This window comes from Pseudomonas sp. R151218B TE3479, assembly GCF_053629195.1.
This window is the reverse complement of sequence record NZ_JBRJHV010000001.1, coordinates 1030446-1050550: the sequence shown is the minus strand read 5'-3', so window position 1 is coordinate 1050550 and position 20105 is coordinate 1030446. Positions and strand designations below refer to the sequence as shown.

Genomic DNA, 20105 nt, shown 5'->3' with positions numbered 1-20105 from the left:
CTGTGGATGTCGACAGCTAGTGGGCGGCCACAAAGTTCACATGCTCGCCCACATGCAGGTTCAGGCGCAGCTCATCGGCGATGCCGACCGCCACGCGGTTGAGCCGCTCCAGGGATTCGGCCATGCCGGGTTCGAGGCTGGTGCTGACCTGGCTGAAATGCTCAATGCCCAGGCCTGGCGCAGCGTAAGGGGCGTTGACCAAGGTCCATTGCAAGGTGCTGTTCTTGAGGGCGTCGAGCACTTCTTCGGCGGCATGGCGTTGCAAATCGTCGTCGGCCTGCTCTTCGTCGAGCACGGCGAAGTCGCCGATCAGGAACAACCGGGACACGTTCACCGCTTGCATGCCGGCGATCAGGGCATCCACCGCCAGGACTTGCTCCACCGGGCCGGGAATCAAGGTGCGCTCCACTTGTTCACTGTTCATCGGCAACCCCGGCGCGTTCAACAGACACGCCACGGCGCTAGCGCCGGCAACACTTTGCTTGACCCGTTCCGGATCGAAAAGATCGCCGGTCTTGGTCCGCAGGCCCGGGCGTGGAGCCAGGGCGGTAAGATCGTCGAGAATGGCGATGACCTCATGCTGGCGCCGCAGCATTTCAGCCATCAACGCACTGCCGAGGCTGCTCATGGCACCATAGAGCACCACTTTGATGACCGGGGTTTCGGCGTTTTTCATGGCTGTTTCCCTCTTTAACACGCATGTAAAGGCTCTGACCCGCGGCAAACGGCGAGGGTTCGGCCTCTTTTCCAAGGAGTACAGATGCAGCGGATCAAGGGCTACCACGCCCATGTGTATTTCGACGCCAGCACCCTCGACCAGGCGCGGGCCCTGTGCGAGGAAGCGGCACGGCTGTTCCCGCTGAAAATGGGCCGTGTCCATCAACGTCCGGTCGGCCCGCACCCGGACTGGAGTTGTCAGTTGGCGTTCGATCCGCAGTACATCGGCGTGGTCCTGCCGTGGCTGGCGCTGAATCGCAAGGGTCTGGTGATTTTCCTGCACCCGGAAACCGGCGATGACCTGACGGACCACACCGAGCATGCGATCTGGATGGGCGCAGTACGGCCGTTGAATCTTTCAGCGTTTAAGGCAAGCACCTGATTGTTGTTGTGGCGAGGGAGCTTGCTCCCGCTCGGTCGCGCAGCGGTCGCAAATCCTGGGGCCGCTTCGCAGCCCAGCGGGAGCAAGCTCCCTCGCCACACAGCTCCCTCGCCACACAGCTACATAGCTACATAGCTACATAGCTACACAGACTCGCTTGACCAACCATCAGCCATTGCAACGGCGAAAGCTTGCTGAAAGCTAGCGCGATTAGGATCACCGCACTTCCGGCAAAAGACCGGTCGGCCAAAAGCGAGTTTTCAAGGCTCGTTCGGCCCTTTTAACAACAACAATGGTGATTCTGATGTCCGCTGCTACCCGTCCCGCCGCACCCACTCCATCCGTCCCCCTCGTGCTTTGCATTTCGCGCTGACCTGTCCGGTTCGCCTTTCATAGCCGCGCTACGCCTGGAGTATTTCCCATGCTGACTTTCCTTGGCTTCGCCATGGTCATCACGTTCATGTTCCTGATCATGACCAAGCGCCTGTCCGCGCTGATCGCCCTGATCATCATCCCGATCCTGTTCGCCCTGTTCGGTGGCTTCGCGCCGAAGATCGGCCCGATGATGCTCGAAGGCATCACCAAGCTCGCTCCGACCGGGGTGATGCTGATGTTCGCGATTCTGTATTTTGCCCTGATGATCGACTCCGGCCTGTTCGACCCGGCCGTGCGCAAGATCCTCAAGCTGGTCAAGGGCGACCCGTTGAAAGTTTCGGTCGGTACCGCCGTTCTGGCGCTCGTCGTTTCCCTCGATGGTGACGGCGCGACCACTTACATGATCTGCGTGGCCGCGATGCTGCCGCTCTACAGCCGCATCGGCATGAGCCCACGCATCATGGCCGGCCTGATCATCCTCGCCGGTGGCGTGATGAACATGACCCCGTGGGGCGGCCCGACGGCCCGGGCGGCCAGTGCGCTGCATGTGGACCCGTCCGACATCTTCGTGCCGATGATTCCGGCGATGCTGGCCGGTGTCGTGGCGATCCTGGCGATCGCCTACATGTACGGCAAACGCGAGCGCGCGCGCCTGGGTGAACTGCACCTGGCCGGCGACGAGATCGACCACAGCGAAATCAGCGTGTCCCAGTTCCCCGACGCTCGCCGTCCGAAGCTGATCTGGTTCAACGGCGCGCTGACCCTGGCCCTGATGTGCACCCTGATCGCCGGCCTGTTGCCGCTGCCGGTGCTGTTCATGGTGGCCTTCAGCATCGCGATGATCGTCAACTACCCGTGCCTGCAACAGCAGAAAGACCGTGTCGCGGCCCACGCCGGCAGTGTGTTGGCGGTGGTCGGGCTGATTTTCGCGGCGGGTATCTTCACCGGCATCCTGTCCGGCACCGGCATGGTCGACGCCATGTCCAAGAGCCTGCTGGCGGTCATTCCGGAGTTCCTCGGTCCTTACCTGGCAGTCATCACTGCGCTGGTGAGCATGCCCTTCACCTTCTTCATGTCTAACGATGCATTTTATTACGGGGTGTTACCGGTTTTGGCCGAGGCCGCTAGCCACTACGGCATCACCGCCGTTGAAATGGCCCGTGCCTCCATCGTTGGCCAGCCCGTCCACCTGTTGAGCCCACTGGTTCCGTCGACCTACCTGCTGGTAGCCTTGGCCGGGATCGAGTTCGGCGATCACCAGCGCTTCACCTTGAAGTGGGCAGTACTGGTTTGCCTGTGCATAATGTTCGCCGCCTTGCTGATGGGGATTTTTCCGCTGTTCAGCACTCTATAAAAGCAACGCTCGCTCTGCCGTGCCTATCTGACAAGAAGGCCGGCCGGGCCTAACACTCGCTCAAAGGAACTCACATGGAATGGCTGACCAACCCGGAAATCTGGGTTGCCTTCTTTACCTTGACCGCCCTGGAAATCGTCCTGGGTATCGATAACATCATCATGATCTCGATCCTGGTCAGCCGCATGCCCAAGCACATGCAGGCACGTACCCGGATCTTCGGCCTGGCGCTGGCCATGATCACGCGGATCCTGTTGCTGCTGTCCATCACCTGGGTCATGCGCCTGACGGCGGATTTGTTCGAAGTGTTCGGCCAGGGCATCTCCGGTCGTGACCTGATCCTGTTCTTCGGCGGTCTGTTCCTGCTGTGGAAAAGCTCCCAGGAGATGTACCACGCGCTGGAAGGCGAAGATGAAAGCAATGACGAACCTTCGGGCAAGGGCGGCAACTTCATCTACACCATCATCCAGATCGCGATCATCGACATCGTGTTCTCCCTGGACTCGGTCATTACCGCGGTCGGCATGGTCTCCCATGTACCGGTGATGGTTGCGGCCATCGTCGTTGCCGTACTGGTGATGATGCTGGCTTCGGGCACCATCAGCACGTTCATCGACAAACACCCGTCGCTGAAGATGCTGGCGCTGTCGTTCCTGCTGGTGGTCGGTACCGTGCTGATCGCCGAGTCGTTCGACGTGCACGTGCCAAAAGGCTACGTCTACTTCGCCATGGCGTTCTCCCTGGCGGTGGAAGCGGTCAACATCAAGATGCGCACCGCCATGGCCCGCAAGCGCAAGCAGCAGGATCCGGTGAAACTGCGTAAGGATGTACCCGGTCAGTAATGACATGGGGCAGTGAATAAAGGGGCTCTTTGGAGCCCCTTTTTCATGCCCGAGAAAAGCCCGGTGCGCATAACCCTGTGGGAGCGAGCTTGCTCGCGATAGCGGTCTGTCAGCCAAAAAAGATGCTGAATGTCTGGGCCCTATCGCGAGCAAGCTCGCTCCCACGGGCTGCGGTGTGTTTTTTTATGACGGTTTTGTTTCAATCGATTCTTTAGCTGTGCAATGCTGGCGTTCGAACCATTAGCCAACTACAGCTTAAGTACATACCTAAAAATGATGTGGCGCTGTCACTTTGTCCCTTTGGGACGCTAACAGGGGGCCTCTCATGCTGACCCTGCTGAATTTGCTCTCCGCCGTGGCCCTGCTGATCTGGGGCACGCATATCGTGCGTACCGGCATCTTGCGGGTCTATGGCTCGAACCTGCGCCATGTCATTGGTCAGAACATGTCCCGGCGCTGGCTGGCGTTCATCGCAGGGATCATAGTCACGGCCATGGTCCAGAGCAGTAACGCCACGGCCATGCTCGTCACCTCGTTCGTCGGCCAGGGCTTGATGGCGTTGACGCCGGCTCTGGCGACCATGCTGGGTGCCGATGTCGGCACCGCGCTGATGGCACGGGTGCTGACCCTCGACCTGTCGTGGCTGTCGCCGCTGCTGATTTTCCTCGGGGTGATCTTCTTCCTCTCGCGCAAACAGACCCGCGTCGGCCAAATGGGCCGGGTCGGCATCGGCCTGGGCCTGATCATCCTGGCCCTGCAATTGATCGTCGAAGCCGCCGCGCCCATCACCCATGCCCAAGGCGTGAAAGTGATCTTCGCCTCACTGACCGGCGACATCCTGCTCGATGCGCTGGTCGGCGCGCTGTTCGCGATGATTTCCTATTCCAGCCTGGCCGCCGTGCTGCTGACCGCGACACTGGCCGGTGCCGCGGTGATCAGCCTGCCGGTGGCCATCGGCCTGGTGATCGGCGCCAACATCGGCAGCGGCGTATTGGCGTTCCTCAGCACCAGCATGCAGAACACCGCCGGACGCCAGGTGGCACTGGGCAGCCTGTTGTACAAGCTGATCGGGCTGTTGTTGATCATTCCGGTGCTCGATCCGCTGGTGGGCTGGCTCGACAGCCTGGATTTCAGCCCCCAGGAAACGGTGATCGGTTTTCATCTGCTCTACAACGCCGTGCGGTGCCTGGTGCTGCTGCCCAGCGTCGGCCCGATGGCCAAGCTCTGTACCTGGCTGCTGCCGGAACGGCCCGAGACCAACGGCACGGCCAAGCCCCGCCACCTGGACCCCACGGCCCTCGCCACCCCGAGCCTGGCGCTGGCGAACGCGGCCCGTGAAACCCTGCGCATTGGCGACCTGATCGAAAACATGCTCGAAGCCATGCTGGACGTGCTGCGCGGCCAGCAGACCGCGGTGACCCAGGAAGTGCGCCGCATGAGCGATGACGTCGAGGCACTGTGCAGTGCAATCAAGTTGTACATGGCGCAAATGCCCCGTGAAGACCTCAGCGAACAGGACAGCCGCCGCTGGGCCGAGATCATCGAACTGGCGATCAACCTCAAGCTGGCCAGCGACCTGATCGAGCGCATGTTGCGCAAGGTCCAGCAGCAGAAGACTTCCCAGCGCCGCTCCTTTTCCGATGTAGGCCTGGAAGAACTGGCGGGGCTGCACAGCCACTTGATCGCCAACCTGCGGCTGGGGTTGTCGGTATTCCTGAGCGCCGACCGGGAAAGCGCCCGCCAGTTGTTGCGTGAGAAACGTCGTTTCCGGGCGCAGGAACGGCGCATGGCCCATGCCCATGTCAGCCGCCTGCAACGAAAAGTCGTCCAAAGCCTGGAGACCAGTTCCCTGCACCTGGAGCTGATTGCCGACATGAGGCGCCTCAATTCGCTGTTTTGCGGCAGTGCCTATGTGGTGCTGGAAACGGCCGAGATCGGGGCGCTGGCGGCGGATGAAATTTCCGACATTACCCATTCGCCTTGAACAACTGGCGCATTGGTCAGTCAGTAACAATGTCAGTCAATAACAATGGCTCGGGCCTGAAACCGTTCAGCGGCCCGCCTGCTCCCGTTGTCATGAATACCGCATAGATTCGATAGGGGGAGCGAGCCAACTCCGGGCGCGATCCACCGATGAGGGCCTGCCCGGCACCATGGACCTTCACTCAGCCGCCAGGAAGCCCTTATGCGTTGTCTGTTGCTCGCCTTTCTTTTGCTCGGCTCACTGCCCGTGGTTGCTGTGGACCGGTTCCAGGTCGAAGGCTATACGCTGCCCAACGGCATGCAGCTGATACTCAAGCCCGGCACCGAGCGCGGCCATGTGGCGATCCGGCTGGTGGTCGGCGTGGGTCTGGACGATTTCAGTTGCGCCGACAAGGAATTGCCGCACCTGCTCGAGCACCTGCTGTTCAGCGGCGTCGACGACAGTGGTGAAGGTGGCCTGGAAGAGCGCATGCAGGCCTTGGGCGGCGAGTGGAATGCCTTCACCAGCAACGCCGACACCACGTTCGTCATCGAGGCGCCGGCGCGCAATCAACGCAAAGTGCTGGACCTGCTGCTGACGCTGTTGACCCGCACCCGTATCGACGACAAAGCCCTGGAGGCGGCCAAGCGGGTGGTGGAGCGCGAAGACGGTGGTCACTACACCCACCTGCAACGCTGGCTCGATCACCAGGACTTGGGCCACAAGGCCAGCAACCAACTGGCGGTTGAGTTGGGCTTGCGCTGCGCAGAACGGGCCGAGGTCCAACGCCATACCCTCGCCCGCCTCGAACAAGTGCGCACGACCTGGTATGCGCCGAACAACATGACGCTGATCGTGGTCGGGGATCTCGACCGACTGCTGCCCGCCTACCTGGAGCGCGCCTTTGGCGAACTCGAGCCGGTGGAACCCAGTGCCCACGAGGCGCTGCCGCAGATCCGCTACAAGGCGGTCACCAAGCGCAATCTGATCCGTGGCCTGGCCGGCGACAGTGCCAAGCTTCACTGGCTGTTCCCGGAACCGGTGCTGGACGAGCAGCATGACGAAACCTTCGATCTGCTCAAGGATTACCTGGATTGGGCACTTTATCGCCAGCTGCGCCTGGCCCGCGGCCTGTCCTACGGGCCGTGGACCGAACGCGAAGTATTCGGCGGCGTCGGCTTCTTCAGCCTGAACGCCGACCTGTCCCGCGAAGACCTGCCCGAAGCCGAACAGGCGCTGGAAGAACTGCGCAAGACCTTGCTCAAGGATGGCCTGGACCCCGCCAGTTTCGTGCGCATCAAACGCGCGGCCATCGCCCATCAGTCCTGGGCGGTTCAAGGTAACAGTGCACTGGCCGATTACTACTGGGGCGCCTTGGGCGATTACGAAGACGGTCGCTTCGCCAACCCGGCCGTGCGCCTGCAGGAGGTGAGCCTGGAACAGGCCAACGTGGCACTGCGCGAGCTGCTCAAGGACCCGGGTTACCTGCGCATCGAGAAGCCGTTGCTCAGTGACGATGAACTCGTCTGGGGGCTGGGCGGCTTGCTGGGGCTGTTGCTGCTCGGCTTGGTGGTGTGGCAGGTACGCCGACTACGTAGGAGCTGACGAGTGCAACGAGGCTGCGATCTTTCCCCTGGCATCCGGGGCGCAAGCGAAAGATCAGAAGATCGCAGCCTTCGGCAGCTCCTGCAGGGTAGTGCGGCGTTTCGCTAAATTCCCTCACCACAAGAGTGCTCGTCACATCGATGTCCTGGCGATACTCTGTCAGGGATATTTTCCTACGACTTACTGTGAAACTACCGAATGCAAAACCTGACGGTCTATATCCAGCGCATCCTTGAATTGATGAAGCGCTATCCAGGGGTCATTGCGCTCGGTGGTTTCATCTCCGGGGTCGGCAGTTTCATGCTGGTGGACCGCCAGCAGGGCCTGGCCACCTGGATCGCCATCATGATGCTGGTGAGCTGGCTCTGGCTGATGGTCGAGAACAGCATGACCCGGCTGTTCACGCGGATTTTCAAACGGGAGATCCCCCAGCCGCTGTTGCGCTACGCCACGCAGATGATTCACCAGGAAAGCCTGTTTTTCGTCCTGCCGTTTTTCTTCATCACCACCACTTGGAACAGCAGCCAACTGCTTTTCACTGGCCTGCTGACGATCGCGGCGCTGATCTCGATCACCGATCCGCTGTACTACAAATGGCTGGCGCCACGGCGCTGGGCGTTCCTGGCGTTGCACACGCTGACGCTGTTCGCCGCCCTGCTCACCGCGTTGCCGGTCATCCTGCATCTGACCACCGACCAGAGCTTCAAGCTGGCACTGGGCATTGCCATGCTGCTGTCGTTTCCCAGCCTGGCCTCGATCTTTCCGATCCGCACCGTGCGCAACGCCGTGGCGATCCTCTGCATCACCGTGGGGATTGGCGCCGCCGGCTGGGTGCTGCGCTCCTGGGTGCCGCCGGCGACGCTGTGGATGACCGAAGTGGCGATCAGCACCCAACTGGAAGACCGCACTCCCGGTGCCAGCCTCAAGGAAGTCAGCGCCGCCCAGATCCGCGGCAACGGCCTGTACGCCTACACCGCGATCAACGCGCCACGTGGGCTCGACGAGCGGATTTATCACGTCTGGCAGTTCAACGGTAAAGAAGTGGATCGTATCGCCCTGGACATTCATGGCGGGCGCAAGGAAGGCTATCGCGCCTGGACTCACAAACAGAACTTCCCGGACGACCCGACAGGCAAATGGCAGGTGCGGGTGCTGACGGAAAATGGCCAGATGATCGGAGTGCTGCGTTTCAACGTGAACGCCGCTGTACCCGAAGCAAAATGATGGCAATTGTGCTATCAGGTAGCGCTGTTCAAGCCGAACGAGCATGGAGCTTATGACCCCCAGCCCCCACATGGGCAGTGCCCGACTCGACACGTCCGGCGCGCCGGCGCAGCTGTGGATCAGCGGCGACTGGACGCTGGCCCATTACCCACAGCTCAAGCGCCTGGCCGAATCGCTGCGCGGCCAGTACGACGAAAACACCCGGATCGACCTCAACGGCCTCGGTGCCCTCGACACCGCCGGGGCCTCGTTATTGGTGGAACTGCTGGGCTCCGAACGGCTAGGCAAGACCACCGAACACCCGGACTGCAGTTTGCCGGCAGCCGAGCGCGCGTTGTTGCAGACGGTGTACTGCTCGCTGACGGATTTCTGCGTACCGGACAAAGAACCGAAAGTCAGCGTCGTGACCCAGTTGCTGACGCGCATCGGCCGCGCCGTGGAGAAGGTCTGGCAGGACACCCTGCAATTGCTCGGTTTTGTCGGCCTGATCCTGGAAACCCTGGCCCGCGGGCTGTTTCATCCGCGGCGCTGGCGCATTACGCCGATGGTCGTGCACATCGAGCAGACCGGCCTGGACGCGGCGCCCATCGTGGCCTTGCTGACGTTCCTGGTGGGCGCGGTGGTGGCCTTTCTCGGGGCGACGGTGCTGGCGGATTTCGGCGCCAGTATCTTTACCGTGGACCTGGTGGCGTTCTCGTTCCTGCGCGAATTCGGCGTGTTGCTGACGGCGATCCTCATGGCGGGCCGCACCGCCAGCGCGTTCACCGCGCAGATCGGCTCGATGAAAGCCAACGAAGAAATCGACGCGATCCGCACCCTTGGCCTCGACCCCGTCGAGCTGCTGGTGGTGCCGCGGGTGCTGGCCCTGCTGGTGGCGCTGCCCATGCTGACGTTCGTGGCCATGCTCTCGGGCATCATTGGCGGCGGTGTCGTGTGCGCGCTGTCGCTGGGCATCTCCCCGGCCATGTTCCTGTCACTGCTGCAATCGGACATCGGCGTGCAGCATTTCGTAGTGGGGATGGTCAAGGCGCCGATCTTTGCCTTCCTGATCGCTGCCGTGGGCTGCCTGGAAGGGTTCAAGGTCAGCGGCAGCGCCGAATCGGTCGGGGCCCACACCACCTCCAGCGTGGTGCAGTCGATTTTCGTGGTGATTGTGCTGGATGCCGTGGCCGCGCTGTTTTTCATGGAGATGAGCTGGTGAGTCGACCTTCTAGGACGCCCGCCGAGGCGGTGATTCAGGTGCGTGGCCTGTGCAACCGCTTTGGCCGCCAGAGCGTGCATGAAAACCTCGACCTGGACGTCTACAAGGGCGAGATCCTCGCCGTGGTGGGCGGCTCCGGCAGTGGCAAGTCGGTGCTGCTGCGCAGCATCGTCGGCTTGAACCAGCCCAGCGAGGGTTCGGTGCGGGTGTTCGGCCAGGACTTGCCGAGCCTGTCCCAGGAGCAGCGTTCGCGGGTGGAACGGCGCTTTGGCGTGCTGTTCCAGAAAGGCGCGCTGTTTTCGTCCCTGACCGTGACAGAAAACGTCGCCCTGCCCCTGATCGAACACGCCGGCCTCAGCCGGGCCGACGCCGAACACCTGGCGGCAGTGAAACTCGCCCTGGCCGGGCTGCCGCTCTCGGCCGCGGACAAGTACCCCGCCTCGCTGTCCGGCGGCATGATCAAGCGGGCCGCCCTCGCCCGTGCGCTGGCCCTGGACCCGGACATCCTGTTTCTCGACGAACCCACCGCCGGCCTCGACCCCATCGGCGCGGCGGCGTTCGACCAGTTGATCCTGACGCTGCGCGACGCCCTGGGCCTGAGCGTGTTCCTGGTCACCCATGACCTGGACACCCTCTACACCATCACCGACCGGGTGGCGGTGCTGGCGCAGAAAAAAGTGCTGGTGGCCGATGTCATCGACAAGGTGTCGGAAACCGACGACGCCTGGATTCATGAATACTTTCATGGCCCTCGCGGCCGCGCGGCTTTATCCGCCGCTACACAGTCCAACGAGGTTTGACATGGAAACCCGAGCCCATCATGTGCTGATCGGCCTGTTCACCGTCATTGTGGTGGTCAGCGCCCTGCTGTTCGGCCTCTGGCTGGCCAAGTCCAGCGTGGACAGCGAGTTCAAGGATTACGAAGTGGTGTTCAACGAGGCCGTCAGCGGCTTGTCCAGGGGCAGCTCGGTGGAATACAGCGGCATCAAGGTCGGCGACGTGGTGAACCTGCGCCTGGACCCGAACGACCCGCGCCGGGTGCTGGCGCGGGTGCGTTTGAGCGGTGAGACACCGATCAAGCAAGACACCCAGGCCAAGCTGGCGCTGACCGGCATCACCGGCACCTCGATCATCCAGCTCAGCGGCGGCACGCCCCAGAGCCCGCCGTTGACCGGGCACGACGGCGAACCGCCGGTGATCATCGCCGCGCCCTCGCCGATCGCCCGCCTGTTGAACAACAGCGATGACTTGATGACCAGCATCAATCTGCTGCTGCACAACGCCAACGAGGTGTTTTCCTCGGACAACGTCCAGCGCCTGAGCAATACCCTCGATCACCTGGAGCAAACCACCGGGGTCATCGCCGATCAGCGTGGCGATATTCGTCAGGCCATGCAGCAATTGGCCTCCGTCGGCAAACAGGCCAGCGCCACGCTGGAGCAGACCACGGCGTTGATGCGCAATGCCAATGGCCTGCTCAACGACCAGGGCAAACAGGTGTTCGGCAGTGCCGGCCAGGCCATGGACTCTCTGGCCCGCAGCACGGCGACCCTCGACAAACTGCTGAACGACAATCGCGACTCGCTGAACAACGGCATGCAGGGCCTCAATGCCCTGGCGCCAGCCGTGCGCGAGCTGCGGGAAACCCTGAGTGCCCTGCGCGGTATATCCCGACGCCTGGATGCCAACCCCAGCGGCTATTTGCTGGGCAATGACAAGGACAAGGAATTCACGCCATGAAACCGTTCCATCGATTCGTCTGTCCGGGCCTGGTGCTGGCGGGGTTTATCCTGTTGGCCGGTTGTTCGATCCTGCCCAAGGCCGAACCCTCGGACATCTATCGCTTGCCTGCCGCCCAGGCACCGGCCTCCGCCGGCACGCCGGTGAGCTGGTCGTTGCGCCTGGCCAGCCCGCAGGCCAGCGAAGTGCTCAACAGCCCGAAGATCGCGGTCATTCCTCAAGGCAACCTGTTCAGCAGCTACGCCGCCTCGCGCTGGAGCGACCCCGCCCCGGTATTGGTGCGCAACCGCTTGCTCGACGGCTTTGCCCAGGACGGGCGGGTCCGGCTGTTGAGTGTCGCTGACAGCAACCTGCAAGCGGATCTGGAGCTGGGCGGGCAATTGCAGGCGTTCCAGACCGAGTACCAGGGCAGCGCCGCCAGCGTGGTGGTTCGCCTGGACGCATTGCTGGTGCGAGGGTTCGACCAGCGCATCCTGGCCAGCCGCCGTTTCGAAGTGCGCCAGCCATTGAACGATGTGAAGGTGCCGGCGGTGGTGGACGGCTTTGGCCGGGCCAGTGACCGGCTGACCGCCGAGGTGGTGAACTGGACGTTGGAGCAGGGCCAGCGTTTCGCAACGCCGGCTCCCTGAAGGCCTCAGCCAAAGAACCAGTAGCAGACCCCGATCGCCGACAGGACGCCCGCCAGTTCGGCCAACAGCGCGCAACCCACGGCGTGGCGCGCCCGCTGGATGCCCACGGCGCCGAAGTACACCGCCAGCACGTAGAACGTGGTCTCGGTGCTGCCCTGGATAGTCGCCGCGACCAGGGCCGGGAAGCTGTCCACGCCGGAGGTCTTCATGGTCTCGATCAGCATCGCTCGGGCGGCGCTGCCGGAGAACGGCTTGACCATGGCCGTCGGCAAGGCATCGACGAACCGTGTATCCCAGCCAGCCCACTGCACCAGGTGGCGAATGCCGTCCAGGCCGAAATCCAGCGCCCCTGAAGCTCGCAGCACACCGACGGCGCAAAGCATTGCCACCAGGTACGGCAGCAGGTTCTTGGCAACGTCGAACCCTTCTTTCGCGCCTTCGATGAAGGCTTCATACACCTTGACCTTGCGCAGCGCGCCCACCACCAGGAACAGGATGATCAGGCCAAACAGGGTCAGGTTGCCCAGGATCGATGACAATCCCGCCAGGGCCGTCGCCGAGAGCGTCGCCAGCAACGCCATGAAGCCACCCAGCGCCAGCGCCCCGGGAATCAAGTAGGCCAGCACCACCGGGTCCCAGAGGCGCAGGCGCTGCATGAATGCCACGGACAACAACCCCATCAGGGTCGAGCCGCTGGTGGCAATCAGAATTGGCAGGAACACCAGAGTCGGGTCCGGCGCGCCTTGCTGGGCGCGGTACATGAAGATGGTCACCGGCAGCAGCGTCAGCGACGAGGCGTTGAGCACCAGAAACAGGATCTGCGCATTGCTGGCGATGGTCGGGCTGGGGTTGAGGTCTTGCAGGGCCCGCATGGCCTTGAGGCCGATGGGGGTGGCCGCGTTGTCCAGCCCCAGGCCGTTGGCGGCGAAGTTGAGGGTGATCAGGCCGATCGCCGGATGGCCGGCGGGCACCTCCGGCATCAAGCGCAAGAACAGCGGGCCGAGCGCCTTGGCCAGCCAGTCGACGATGCCGGCCTTCTCGGCGATGCGCAGGAAGCCCAGCCAGAGGGTCAGGGTGCCGAACAGCAGGACCATGACCTCCACCGACAGCTTGGCCATGGCGAAAATGCTTTCGACCATGGCCGCGAAGATCCCGGCGTTGCCGCCGATCAGCCACTGGGCCAGCGCCGACACGGCTGCCACGATAAAGAAGCCAAGCCACAGGCCATTGAGCATCGGTTAAATCCCCCGGAAGATGCCGCGAATGATAGCGGGGCTGGCAGAAACGACAAACCCCGGATTTCTCCAGGGTCTAGTAGTCACTGCGCAAGCCTCCTGTGGGAGCGAGCTTGCTCGCGATGGCGTCGGATCAGTCAGCATGGATGTTGGCTGACACTCCGCAATCGCGAGCAGGCTCGCTCCCACAGAGGGGGTGCGCATCAGCGGCTGGAGATTTCTCCGGCCGGCAGCGCCTCCTTGCTGCGCCAGTGCGGCAGGGAGTTCCAGTAGCGTTGGCCCTTGGCATCGTCGTACATGCCTTCCCAACGGGCGATGACCAGCACGGCCAGGGCATTGCCGATGACGTTCAGCGCGGTACGGGCCATGTCCATGATGCGGTCGACACCGGCGATGAAGGCCAGGCCTTCCAAGGGAATGCCCACGCTGCCCAACGTGGCCAGCAACACCACGAACGACACGCCCGGTACGCCGGCGATGCCTTTGGAGGTGACCATCAGGGTCAGCACCAGCAGCAATTGTTGGCTGATGGACAGGTCGATGCCGTACAGCTGGGCGATGAAGATCGCCGCGATGCTCTGGTACAGAGTCGAGCCATCAAGGTTGAACGAATAACCGGTGGGCACCACGAAGCTGCAAATGGCCTTCGGCGCGCCGTAGGCTTCCATCTTCTCGATCACCCGCGGCAGCACGGTTTCGGAGCTGGCAGTGGAGTAGGCCAGCACCAGCTCATCCTTGAAGATGCGCATCAGCTTGAGCACCGAGAACCCGAACAGGCGGGCGATCAGGCCCAGCACCACGAAGGCGAAGAAGGCGATGGCGACGTAAACCAGGATCACCAGTTTCGCCAGCGGCAGCAGGGATGCGAAGCCGAAGTTGGCGACCGTCACCGCGATCAGGGCGAACACACCGATTGGCGCGTATTGCATGATCATGTGGGTGACCTTGAACATGCTTTCCGAGACGCCCTGGAACATCTTCACCAGCGGCTCGCGCAGGTCCGATTGCAGGCTGGACAGACCCAGGCCGAACAGTACGGAGAAGAAAATGATCGGCAGCATCTCGCCACGGGCGACCGCTGCGAAGATGTTGGACGGGATCAGGTTGAGAATGGTCTCGATGAACGCATGCTCATGCTGGACTTCAGCGGCGGTGGCCTGGTACTTGGAAATATCCACCGTGCCCAGGGTGCTCATGTCGATGCCGCTGCCTGGCTGGAAGAAATTGGCCAGCAGCAGGCCGACGACGATGGCGATGGTGGTGACGATTTCGAAGTATAGGATGGTCTTGAGGCCGATACGCCCGAGTTTCTTCGCGTCACCGACCCCGGCAATGCCCACGATCAGCGAGGAAATCACGATCGGGATCACGATCATCTTGATCAGACGGATAAAGATGTCGCCCGCCGGTTGCAGCACATTGCTGATCCACCAGGCCTTCTCGGCACTGAAATGGTTGAGCAGCGCGCCCAATGCAATCCCGAGCACCAGACCGATGAGGATCTGCCAGGCGAGGCTGAGTCGTGCCTTCTTCATATCGTTACCCTTACTTCAGTTGGACTCGGGCAGTGACGCGAACGGCTCGTCGCTGACGAAAAGTCATTCGCGCCATTGCCCCCGTATAAGGTCACCCCGAGCGCATGAGCGGCTTACTGGCAGGCGAAAAAAGGCGCAACTATTGCGATGCCAGGGGGGATCGTCTAATGCCGTAAACGCCTACCCTATGCCGAATCGGCATGAGATTTTCCAAGCGAAACCCGCGTTACAAGCGGTTCGAATGCGACATTTTTGCAGGCATAAGTGCCGTGACTCGGCCATTTCAGCGTAGCTGGGCTTTTTTTCCAAGCGTCAGGAATCGAGGAAACGGCAACGGATCGAGACGCGACCCATGAGAGAAATCGTCTCGGTATTCTCCGATATACGGTCAGGGAAGGGGCAATAATTTGGCGAGAGGAGACAAAATGCCGCATCGCGGACTGCTTGCGACACCAGAATTGAGTAACCGCTCTGGCCCACGCAATGCGCGCAATGAAGCTCTACGCAAGTTCGCCAAGCCGTGAGGGCTTTGCGAACTTGCGTCGCAGCTTTTACCTGACCCGGCCCTTTCGCAGGCACCCCTTGTGCCCGTAGGTCACTCCGACGCTCATCCGTCAGAATATCCCGGCCCCCTGGTCATGCACCGGCCCTCCTCGGGCTGTGCAGCAGAGAAAAGCAGAGCTGCTCTTCTCGTCTTCAGAATCAGTACCAGTTCGGATCTTTCTTGAGTTGTTCCATCAACAGTTTTTGCATACCTTCATCGGGATTACCGAGAAAACGGTAGTCGGCATGACGGGTCGGCGACTTGTCGGCCGGCAGTCCGGCAGGAACTTCCACCAACATGGCGTAGGCCTCGTCCTTGTCGAAACTGAAGGCGACGATCAGGCGCTTGCTGCGACACGTGGCCTGGGTTTCACACAGCGGTCCCACCAGATACTTGTCACCGTCCTCTTCGACAGCATTCATCTGTTCCGAATCGCCTGACAGGTTCATCACCCATTCGGGCAGGCGTTCTTCTTTTTTGACGACGTGCTGCCAAGTTTCGCGGTATTGCGGATCCGCCTCCAGCAACTGGTTGGCGCGCATCTGTCCGTCATTGGCAGCCATTGCCATGGCACTGCCGCCCAACAACAGGGCGGCGGCCAGTCCCTTGAATGAAACGCTCATGGTCAGCCTCGGCCGCGACGGCCAAAGAAGAAGGAAGCGATGAACATCACCAGGAACACGACAAAGAGAATCTTGGCGATGCCCGTGGCGGTGCCTGCGATACCACCGAAGCCCAGTACGGCGGCGATGATGGCAATGATCAGGAAAGTAATTGCCCAGCTCAACATGGTGATTCTCCTTACGCTTTTCTATTTAGTGAGGGTCTCGCGGTGATGGTTCCGGCACAGTGGACGACCGGTACATCGGGTTAAAACACCCAGCGCTCTTCACGTGGCATGTCGGTCACTGGCTGAGCCTGATCGACATCCATCATGCGCATGGAAGCAGAAGCTTCTGCGACGTTGACGGCGGTGAAATGGGTTTGTGGGGCGCGGTAAATGGACACCTGTGGCGCTTCTGGCTGTTGACGTTCGTGCCAGAGCAACCATTGCTGACCAATCACGAGCGTGACCAGCAATGCCAGGGCGGCCCATAAGCCCTGCTGAATGTTCAAGGAAGAGAGTCGAAACTGCGCGGCACATTGACGATTCATCCTGAAATTCCTCCCCACCCGGGTGTGGTGATCTGATTGAGGCGCTCTTGCGCCACGTTGACCAGAGCATTGCAGCCGGCGTGCCAGGATTTTTTAATGAATAAATCCTTTTTAAATCAAACACTTGCGAAATAGATACGAGACATGGGGAACGCATCCTGCACGATGGTCCGCGCGCACGTCGTGCGTATTGCACGAACGGGAAGGAAAAGGCGTAAGGTTGTTTTGGAATTTCCTGTCAGACACAGCCGTCGGAATCAGCGATGTGAACCGTCCGACCCGTACGAACAAGAAAAAAAGGAACTCAAATCAGTCTTTTAGGAGTCAGACGTCCACAGAGGCAGGTTCGGTGGGTAATATCCCCTCAGAATCGACCATGCAACTTGCCCGATTTTTCTGACACTAACCAACATCATTCATTAAAGGAGCGTAGGAAAAATGGAATCCGCCACTGAGCACCAAGGCCGCATTCTGCTGGTAGACGATGAGTCCGCCATCCTGCGTACGTTCCGTTACTGCCTGGAAGACGAAGGCTATACCGTCGCCACCGCCAACAGCGCCGCCCAGGCCGACACACTGCTGCAACGCCAGGTGTTTGACCTGTGTTTTCTCGACCTGCGCCTGGGGGAGGACAACGGCCTGGATGTCCTGGCACAAATGCGTATCCAGGCGCCCTGGATGCGGGTCGTCATCGTCACCGCCCATTCGGCCGTCGATACCGCAGTCGATGCGATCCAGGCCGGGGCCGCCGACTACCTGGTCAAGCCTTGCAGCCCGGATCAACTGCGCCTGGCCACCGCCAAGCAGTTGGAAGTGCGCCAACTGTCGGCAAGGCTCGAAGCCCTGGAAGGGGAAGTGCGTAAACCCAAGGACGGTCTGGACTCTCACAGCCCGGCGATGAAAGTTGTCCTGGAGACCGCCCGCCAAGTCGCCAGCACCGACGCCAACATCCTGATCCTCGGCGAATCCGGTACCGGTAAAGGTGAGTTGGCCCGGGCGATCCACGGCTGGAGCAAGCGTGCGAAAAAGTCCTGCGTCACCATCAATTGCCCGTCGCTGACTGCCGAATTGATGGAAAGCGAATTGTTCGGCCATAGCCGTGGGGCCTTCACCGGCGCCAGCGAAAGTACCCTGGGACGGGTCAACCAGGCCGACGGCGGCACGCTGTTTCTCGACGAGATCGGCGATTTTCCCCTGACGTTGCAACCCAAGTTGTTGCGGTTCATCCAGGACAAGGAATATGAGCGGGTAGGGGACCCGGTCACCCGCCGCGCCGACGTGCGGATTCTCGCCGCCACCAACCTCAACCTCGAGGACATGGTGCGCGACGGGCGCTTTCGCGAAGACCTGCTGTATCGCCTGAACGTCATCACCCTGCATCTGCCACCGTTGCGTGAGCGCGCCGAAGACATCCTGACCCTGGCCGACCGCTTCCTGGCCCGCTTCGTCAAGGAATACGCGCGCCCGGCCCGGGGCTTCAGCGACGAGGCTCGCGAAGCGCTGCTAGGCTACCGATGGCCCGGCAACATTCGCGAACTGCGCAACGTCGTCGAGCGCGCCAGCATCATCTGCCCGCAGGAAAAAGTCGAAATCAGTCACCTGGGCATGGCCGAGCAGCCAGTCAACAACGCACCGCGCATCGGTGCCGCACTGAGCCTCGACGAGCTGGAGAAAGCCCACATCGGGGCGGTGCTGGCCACGGCTGACACGCTCGATCAAGCGGCCAAGACCTTGGGTATCGATGCCTCCACGCTGTATCGCAAACGCAAGCAGTACAACCTGTGAGCGACACCTTATGAAACTTGCGATGAAGCTGCGCACACGGCTGTTTCTCAGTATCTCGGCCCTGATCACCGTAGCATTGCTGGGATTAGTGCTTGGCTTGGTCAGCGTCATGCAAATGGCCAATACCCAGGAACAATCGGTACGCGACAACTTCATCCTGCTGGACCTGGGCCTCAAGCTGCGCCAGACCCTCGGCGATCAGTTGATTATCATGCTCGACGACAAGCCCGACCTGGCCGCTCTGGAGGCATCCGAGCGGCAATACCTGGCGCTGATCGACCAAGGGATCGCCCACGAAAGAAAGCTGGACAACACGGCCGTCAGCTTCAGCAGGGCCAAGGCCGACTACGTTGAATTTCTCGAGGCCTTCACCACTTCTCGCCAGCAACCGAGACAGCTCACGGGCATCAAGGACCTCACCGAAAAATTCAACGTGCTGCGCAATGGACTGATCGAAAGTTATCGCCAGGCCCTGACCAAGATCAGTGAAACCCAGGACCGCGCTCGTGAACGCGCATTGTGGATTTCCGGACTGCTGGGGCTGGTGGGGTTTGCGGTACTGGTCATCGGCTTTATCACGGCCCATGGCCTTGCCCGGCGTTTCGGCGCACCGATCGAGGCGCTGGCCGCGGCGGCGGATGACATCGGCCAGGGCAATTTCGAGGTCACGCTGCCCATTTCTTCCGCCGCCGAGTTGAATTTGCTGACCCGTCGTTTTGGGGTCATGGCCCAGGCACTGCGCGAACATCAGGCCACCAATGTCGATGAACTGCTCGCCGGCCAGCAACGTTTGCAAGCGGTGCTCGACAGCATCGACGACGGTTTGCTGATGATCGATCGCCAAGGCCAGCTGGAGCACCTCAACCCGGTGGCCCAGCGTCAATTGGGCTGGGATGAGGCGCGCCTGGGCCAAGGGCTCGGCGAGGCGCTGGGACGCCTGGAGCTGGATGAAGAATTGCACCTGGTACTGCGCGGTGGAACCCTGGAGCGTGCACCGGAAGACCTGAGCATCGAGGTGGATGGCGAGTCGCGGGTGCTGACCTACAGCCTCACGCCGGTCAGCCACACCCAGGGCCACATCCTCGGCGCGGTCATGGTGCTGCATGACGTCACCGAACAGCGCGCCTTCGAACGAGTGCGCAGTGAGTTCGTCCTGCGTGCCTCCCATGAGCTGCGCACGCCAGTGACGGGCATGCACATGGCATTCGGCCTGTTGCAGGAGCGCCTGCACTTCCCACCGGAGTCCCGCGAGGCGGACCTGCTCAACACCGTCACGGAAGAAATGCAGCGGCTGATGCAACTGATCAATGACCTGCTGAACTTCTCTCGCTACCAGAACGGTCTGCAAAAACTGACCCTGGCGCCTTGTTCCATCGACACGCTATTGGAAGAGGCCCGGCTGCGGTTCGCCGAGCAGGCCCAAGCCAAGGGTATCGAGCTGCTGGTGGCGATCCAGGGCCCATTGCCGCGGCTACATGCCGACGCTGCGCAACTGGATCGCGTGCTCGATAACCTGATCGACAACGCCATGCGCCACACCGGTGAAGACGGCCAGATCCGCTTGCAGGCCCGACGCCACGGCGAGCGGGTGATCATCAGTGTCGAAGACAACGGTGAAGGCATTGCCTACGGCCAACAGGGACGAATCTTCGAGCCTTTCGTCCAGGTCGGACGCAAGAAGGGTGGTGCCGGCCTCGGTCTGGCCCTGTGCAAGGAGATCGTCCAGCTCCACGGCGGACGCATGGGCGTTTATTCGAGGCCGGGGCAGGGTACGCAGTTCTACATGGCGCTGTCAGTCTGAGCGCAAGGCCGGAGGACA

The 20105-nt window shown here is 61.6% G+C and carries 18 protein-coding genes; 12 read left to right on the top strand and 6 right to left on the bottom strand.

Annotated features, from left to right (window positions below):
- Positions 1–16: 16 nt before the first annotated feature.
- The gene (locus AB7M32_RS04780) at positions 17–676 is read right to left on the bottom strand and encodes an NAD(P)-dependent oxidoreductase (RefSeq protein ID WP_454249226.1); all 660 of its coding nucleotides are present in this window, start codon (positions 674–676) and stop codon (positions 17–19) included.
- An 84-nt stretch (positions 677–760) separates the two neighbouring features.
- Between AB7M32_RS04780 and AB7M32_RS04775 the strand changes: the two genes are divergently transcribed.
- From AB7M32_RS04775 to AB7M32_RS04730, 10 genes are all read left to right on the top strand, one after another.
- Positions 761–1099, top strand: coding sequence for a DOPA 4,5-dioxygenase family protein (locus tag AB7M32_RS04775; protein WP_072407747.1), 339 nt, complete (start codon positions 761–763; stop codon positions 1097–1099).
- A gap of 421 nt (positions 1100–1520) precedes the next feature.
- A complete protein-coding gene (locus AB7M32_RS04770) occupies positions 1521–2828 on the top strand; it encodes a CitMHS family transporter (protein ID WP_092167797.1) in 1308 nt (435 codons plus the stop codon).
- A gap of 74 nt (positions 2829–2902) precedes the next feature.
- Positions 2903–3670: a TerC family protein gene (locus AB7M32_RS04765; RefSeq protein WP_072407745.1), complete on the top strand. Its 768-nt coding sequence runs from the start codon at positions 2903–2905 to the stop codon at positions 3668–3670.
- Between the two features lie 325 nt (positions 3671–3995).
- A complete protein-coding gene (locus tag AB7M32_RS04760; RefSeq protein WP_072407743.1) occupies positions 3996–5654 on the top strand; it encodes a Na/Pi cotransporter family protein in 1659 nt (552 codons plus the stop codon).
- A 201-nt stretch (positions 5655–5855) separates the two neighbouring features.
- Positions 5856–7238, top strand: coding sequence for a M16 family metallopeptidase (locus tag AB7M32_RS04755; protein ID WP_454249225.1), 1383 nt, complete (start codon positions 5856–5858; stop codon positions 7236–7238).
- 198 nt (positions 7239–7436) lie between these two features.
- Complete coding sequence (locus AB7M32_RS04750) at positions 7437–8462, top strand: DUF5924 family protein (RefSeq protein ID WP_072407739.1); 1026 nt, start codon at positions 7437–7439, stop codon at positions 8460–8462.
- 52 nt (positions 8463–8514) lie between these two features.
- Positions 8515–9663, top strand: a complete 1149-nt coding sequence (locus AB7M32_RS04745; protein WP_158456917.1) for an ABC transporter permease — start codon at positions 8515–8517, stop codon at positions 9661–9663.
- A complete protein-coding gene (locus AB7M32_RS04740) occupies positions 9660–10463 on the top strand; it encodes an ABC transporter ATP-binding protein (protein WP_060739868.1) in 804 nt (267 codons plus the stop codon). Before AB7M32_RS04745 ends, AB7M32_RS04740 begins: the two co-directional genes overlap by 4 nt.
- A gap of 1 nt (position 10464) precedes the next feature.
- The gene (locus AB7M32_RS04735; RefSeq protein ID WP_454249224.1) at positions 10465–11403 is read left to right on the top strand and encodes an MlaD family protein; all 939 of its coding nucleotides are present in this window, start codon (positions 10465–10467) and stop codon (positions 11401–11403) included.
- On the top strand, positions 11400–12032 hold the full coding sequence (locus tag AB7M32_RS04730; protein ID WP_060739870.1) for an ABC-type transport auxiliary lipoprotein family protein: 633 nt from the start codon (positions 11400–11402) through the stop codon (positions 12030–12032). The genes AB7M32_RS04735 and AB7M32_RS04730 overlap by 4 nt, the downstream gene beginning before the upstream one ends.
- Positions 12033–12037: 5 nt before the next feature.
- Here the strand turns inward: AB7M32_RS04730 and AB7M32_RS04725 are convergent, their stop codons facing one another.
- The 5 genes from AB7M32_RS04725 to AB7M32_RS04705 all read right to left on the bottom strand — a co-directional run bounded on the left by AB7M32_RS04725 (position 12038) and on the right by AB7M32_RS04705 (position 16501).
- Positions 12038–13267 carry a nucleoside recognition domain-containing protein gene (locus AB7M32_RS04725; RefSeq protein WP_072407729.1) on the bottom strand — a complete coding sequence of 410 codons (1230 nt, stop codon included), beginning with the start codon at positions 13265–13267 and terminating at the stop codon, positions 12038–12040.
- Positions 13268–13470: 203 nt separating this feature from the next.
- Entirely contained in the window at positions 13471–14802 is a 1332-nt protein-coding gene (gene gltP / locus AB7M32_RS04720) for a glutamate/aspartate:proton symporter GltP (protein ID WP_454249223.1), read from the bottom strand.
- Positions 14803–15504: 702 nt separating this feature from the next.
- Positions 15505–15969 carry an inhibitor of vertebrate lysozyme family protein gene (locus AB7M32_RS04715; RefSeq protein WP_454249222.1) on the bottom strand — a complete coding sequence of 155 codons (465 nt, stop codon included), beginning with the start codon at positions 15967–15969 and terminating at the stop codon, positions 15505–15507.
- 2 nt (positions 15970–15971) lie between these two features.
- A complete protein-coding gene (locus AB7M32_RS04710; protein ID WP_003177151.1) occupies positions 15972–16136 on the bottom strand; it encodes a DUF1328 domain-containing protein in 165 nt (54 codons plus the stop codon).
- Positions 16137–16216: 80 nt separating this feature from the next.
- Entirely contained in the window at positions 16217–16501 is a 285-nt protein-coding gene (locus AB7M32_RS04705; RefSeq protein ID WP_072407723.1) for a hypothetical protein, read from the bottom strand.
- A 438-nt stretch (positions 16502–16939) separates the two neighbouring features.
- Between AB7M32_RS04705 and algB the strand changes: the two genes are divergently transcribed.
- Together algB and AB7M32_RS04695 are read left to right on the top strand one after the other, a co-directional pair.
- Positions 16940–18286 carry a sigma-54-dependent response regulator transcription factor AlgB gene (gene algB, locus AB7M32_RS04700; RefSeq protein WP_053126909.1) on the top strand — a complete coding sequence of 449 codons (1347 nt, stop codon included), beginning with the start codon at positions 16940–16942 and terminating at the stop codon, positions 18284–18286.
- A 10-nt stretch (positions 18287–18296) separates the two neighbouring features.
- The gene (locus AB7M32_RS04695) at positions 18297–20087 is read left to right on the top strand and encodes an ATP-binding protein (RefSeq protein ID WP_454249221.1); all 1791 of its coding nucleotides are present in this window, start codon (positions 18297–18299) and stop codon (positions 20085–20087) included.
- Positions 20088–20105: the final 18 nt, after the last annotated feature.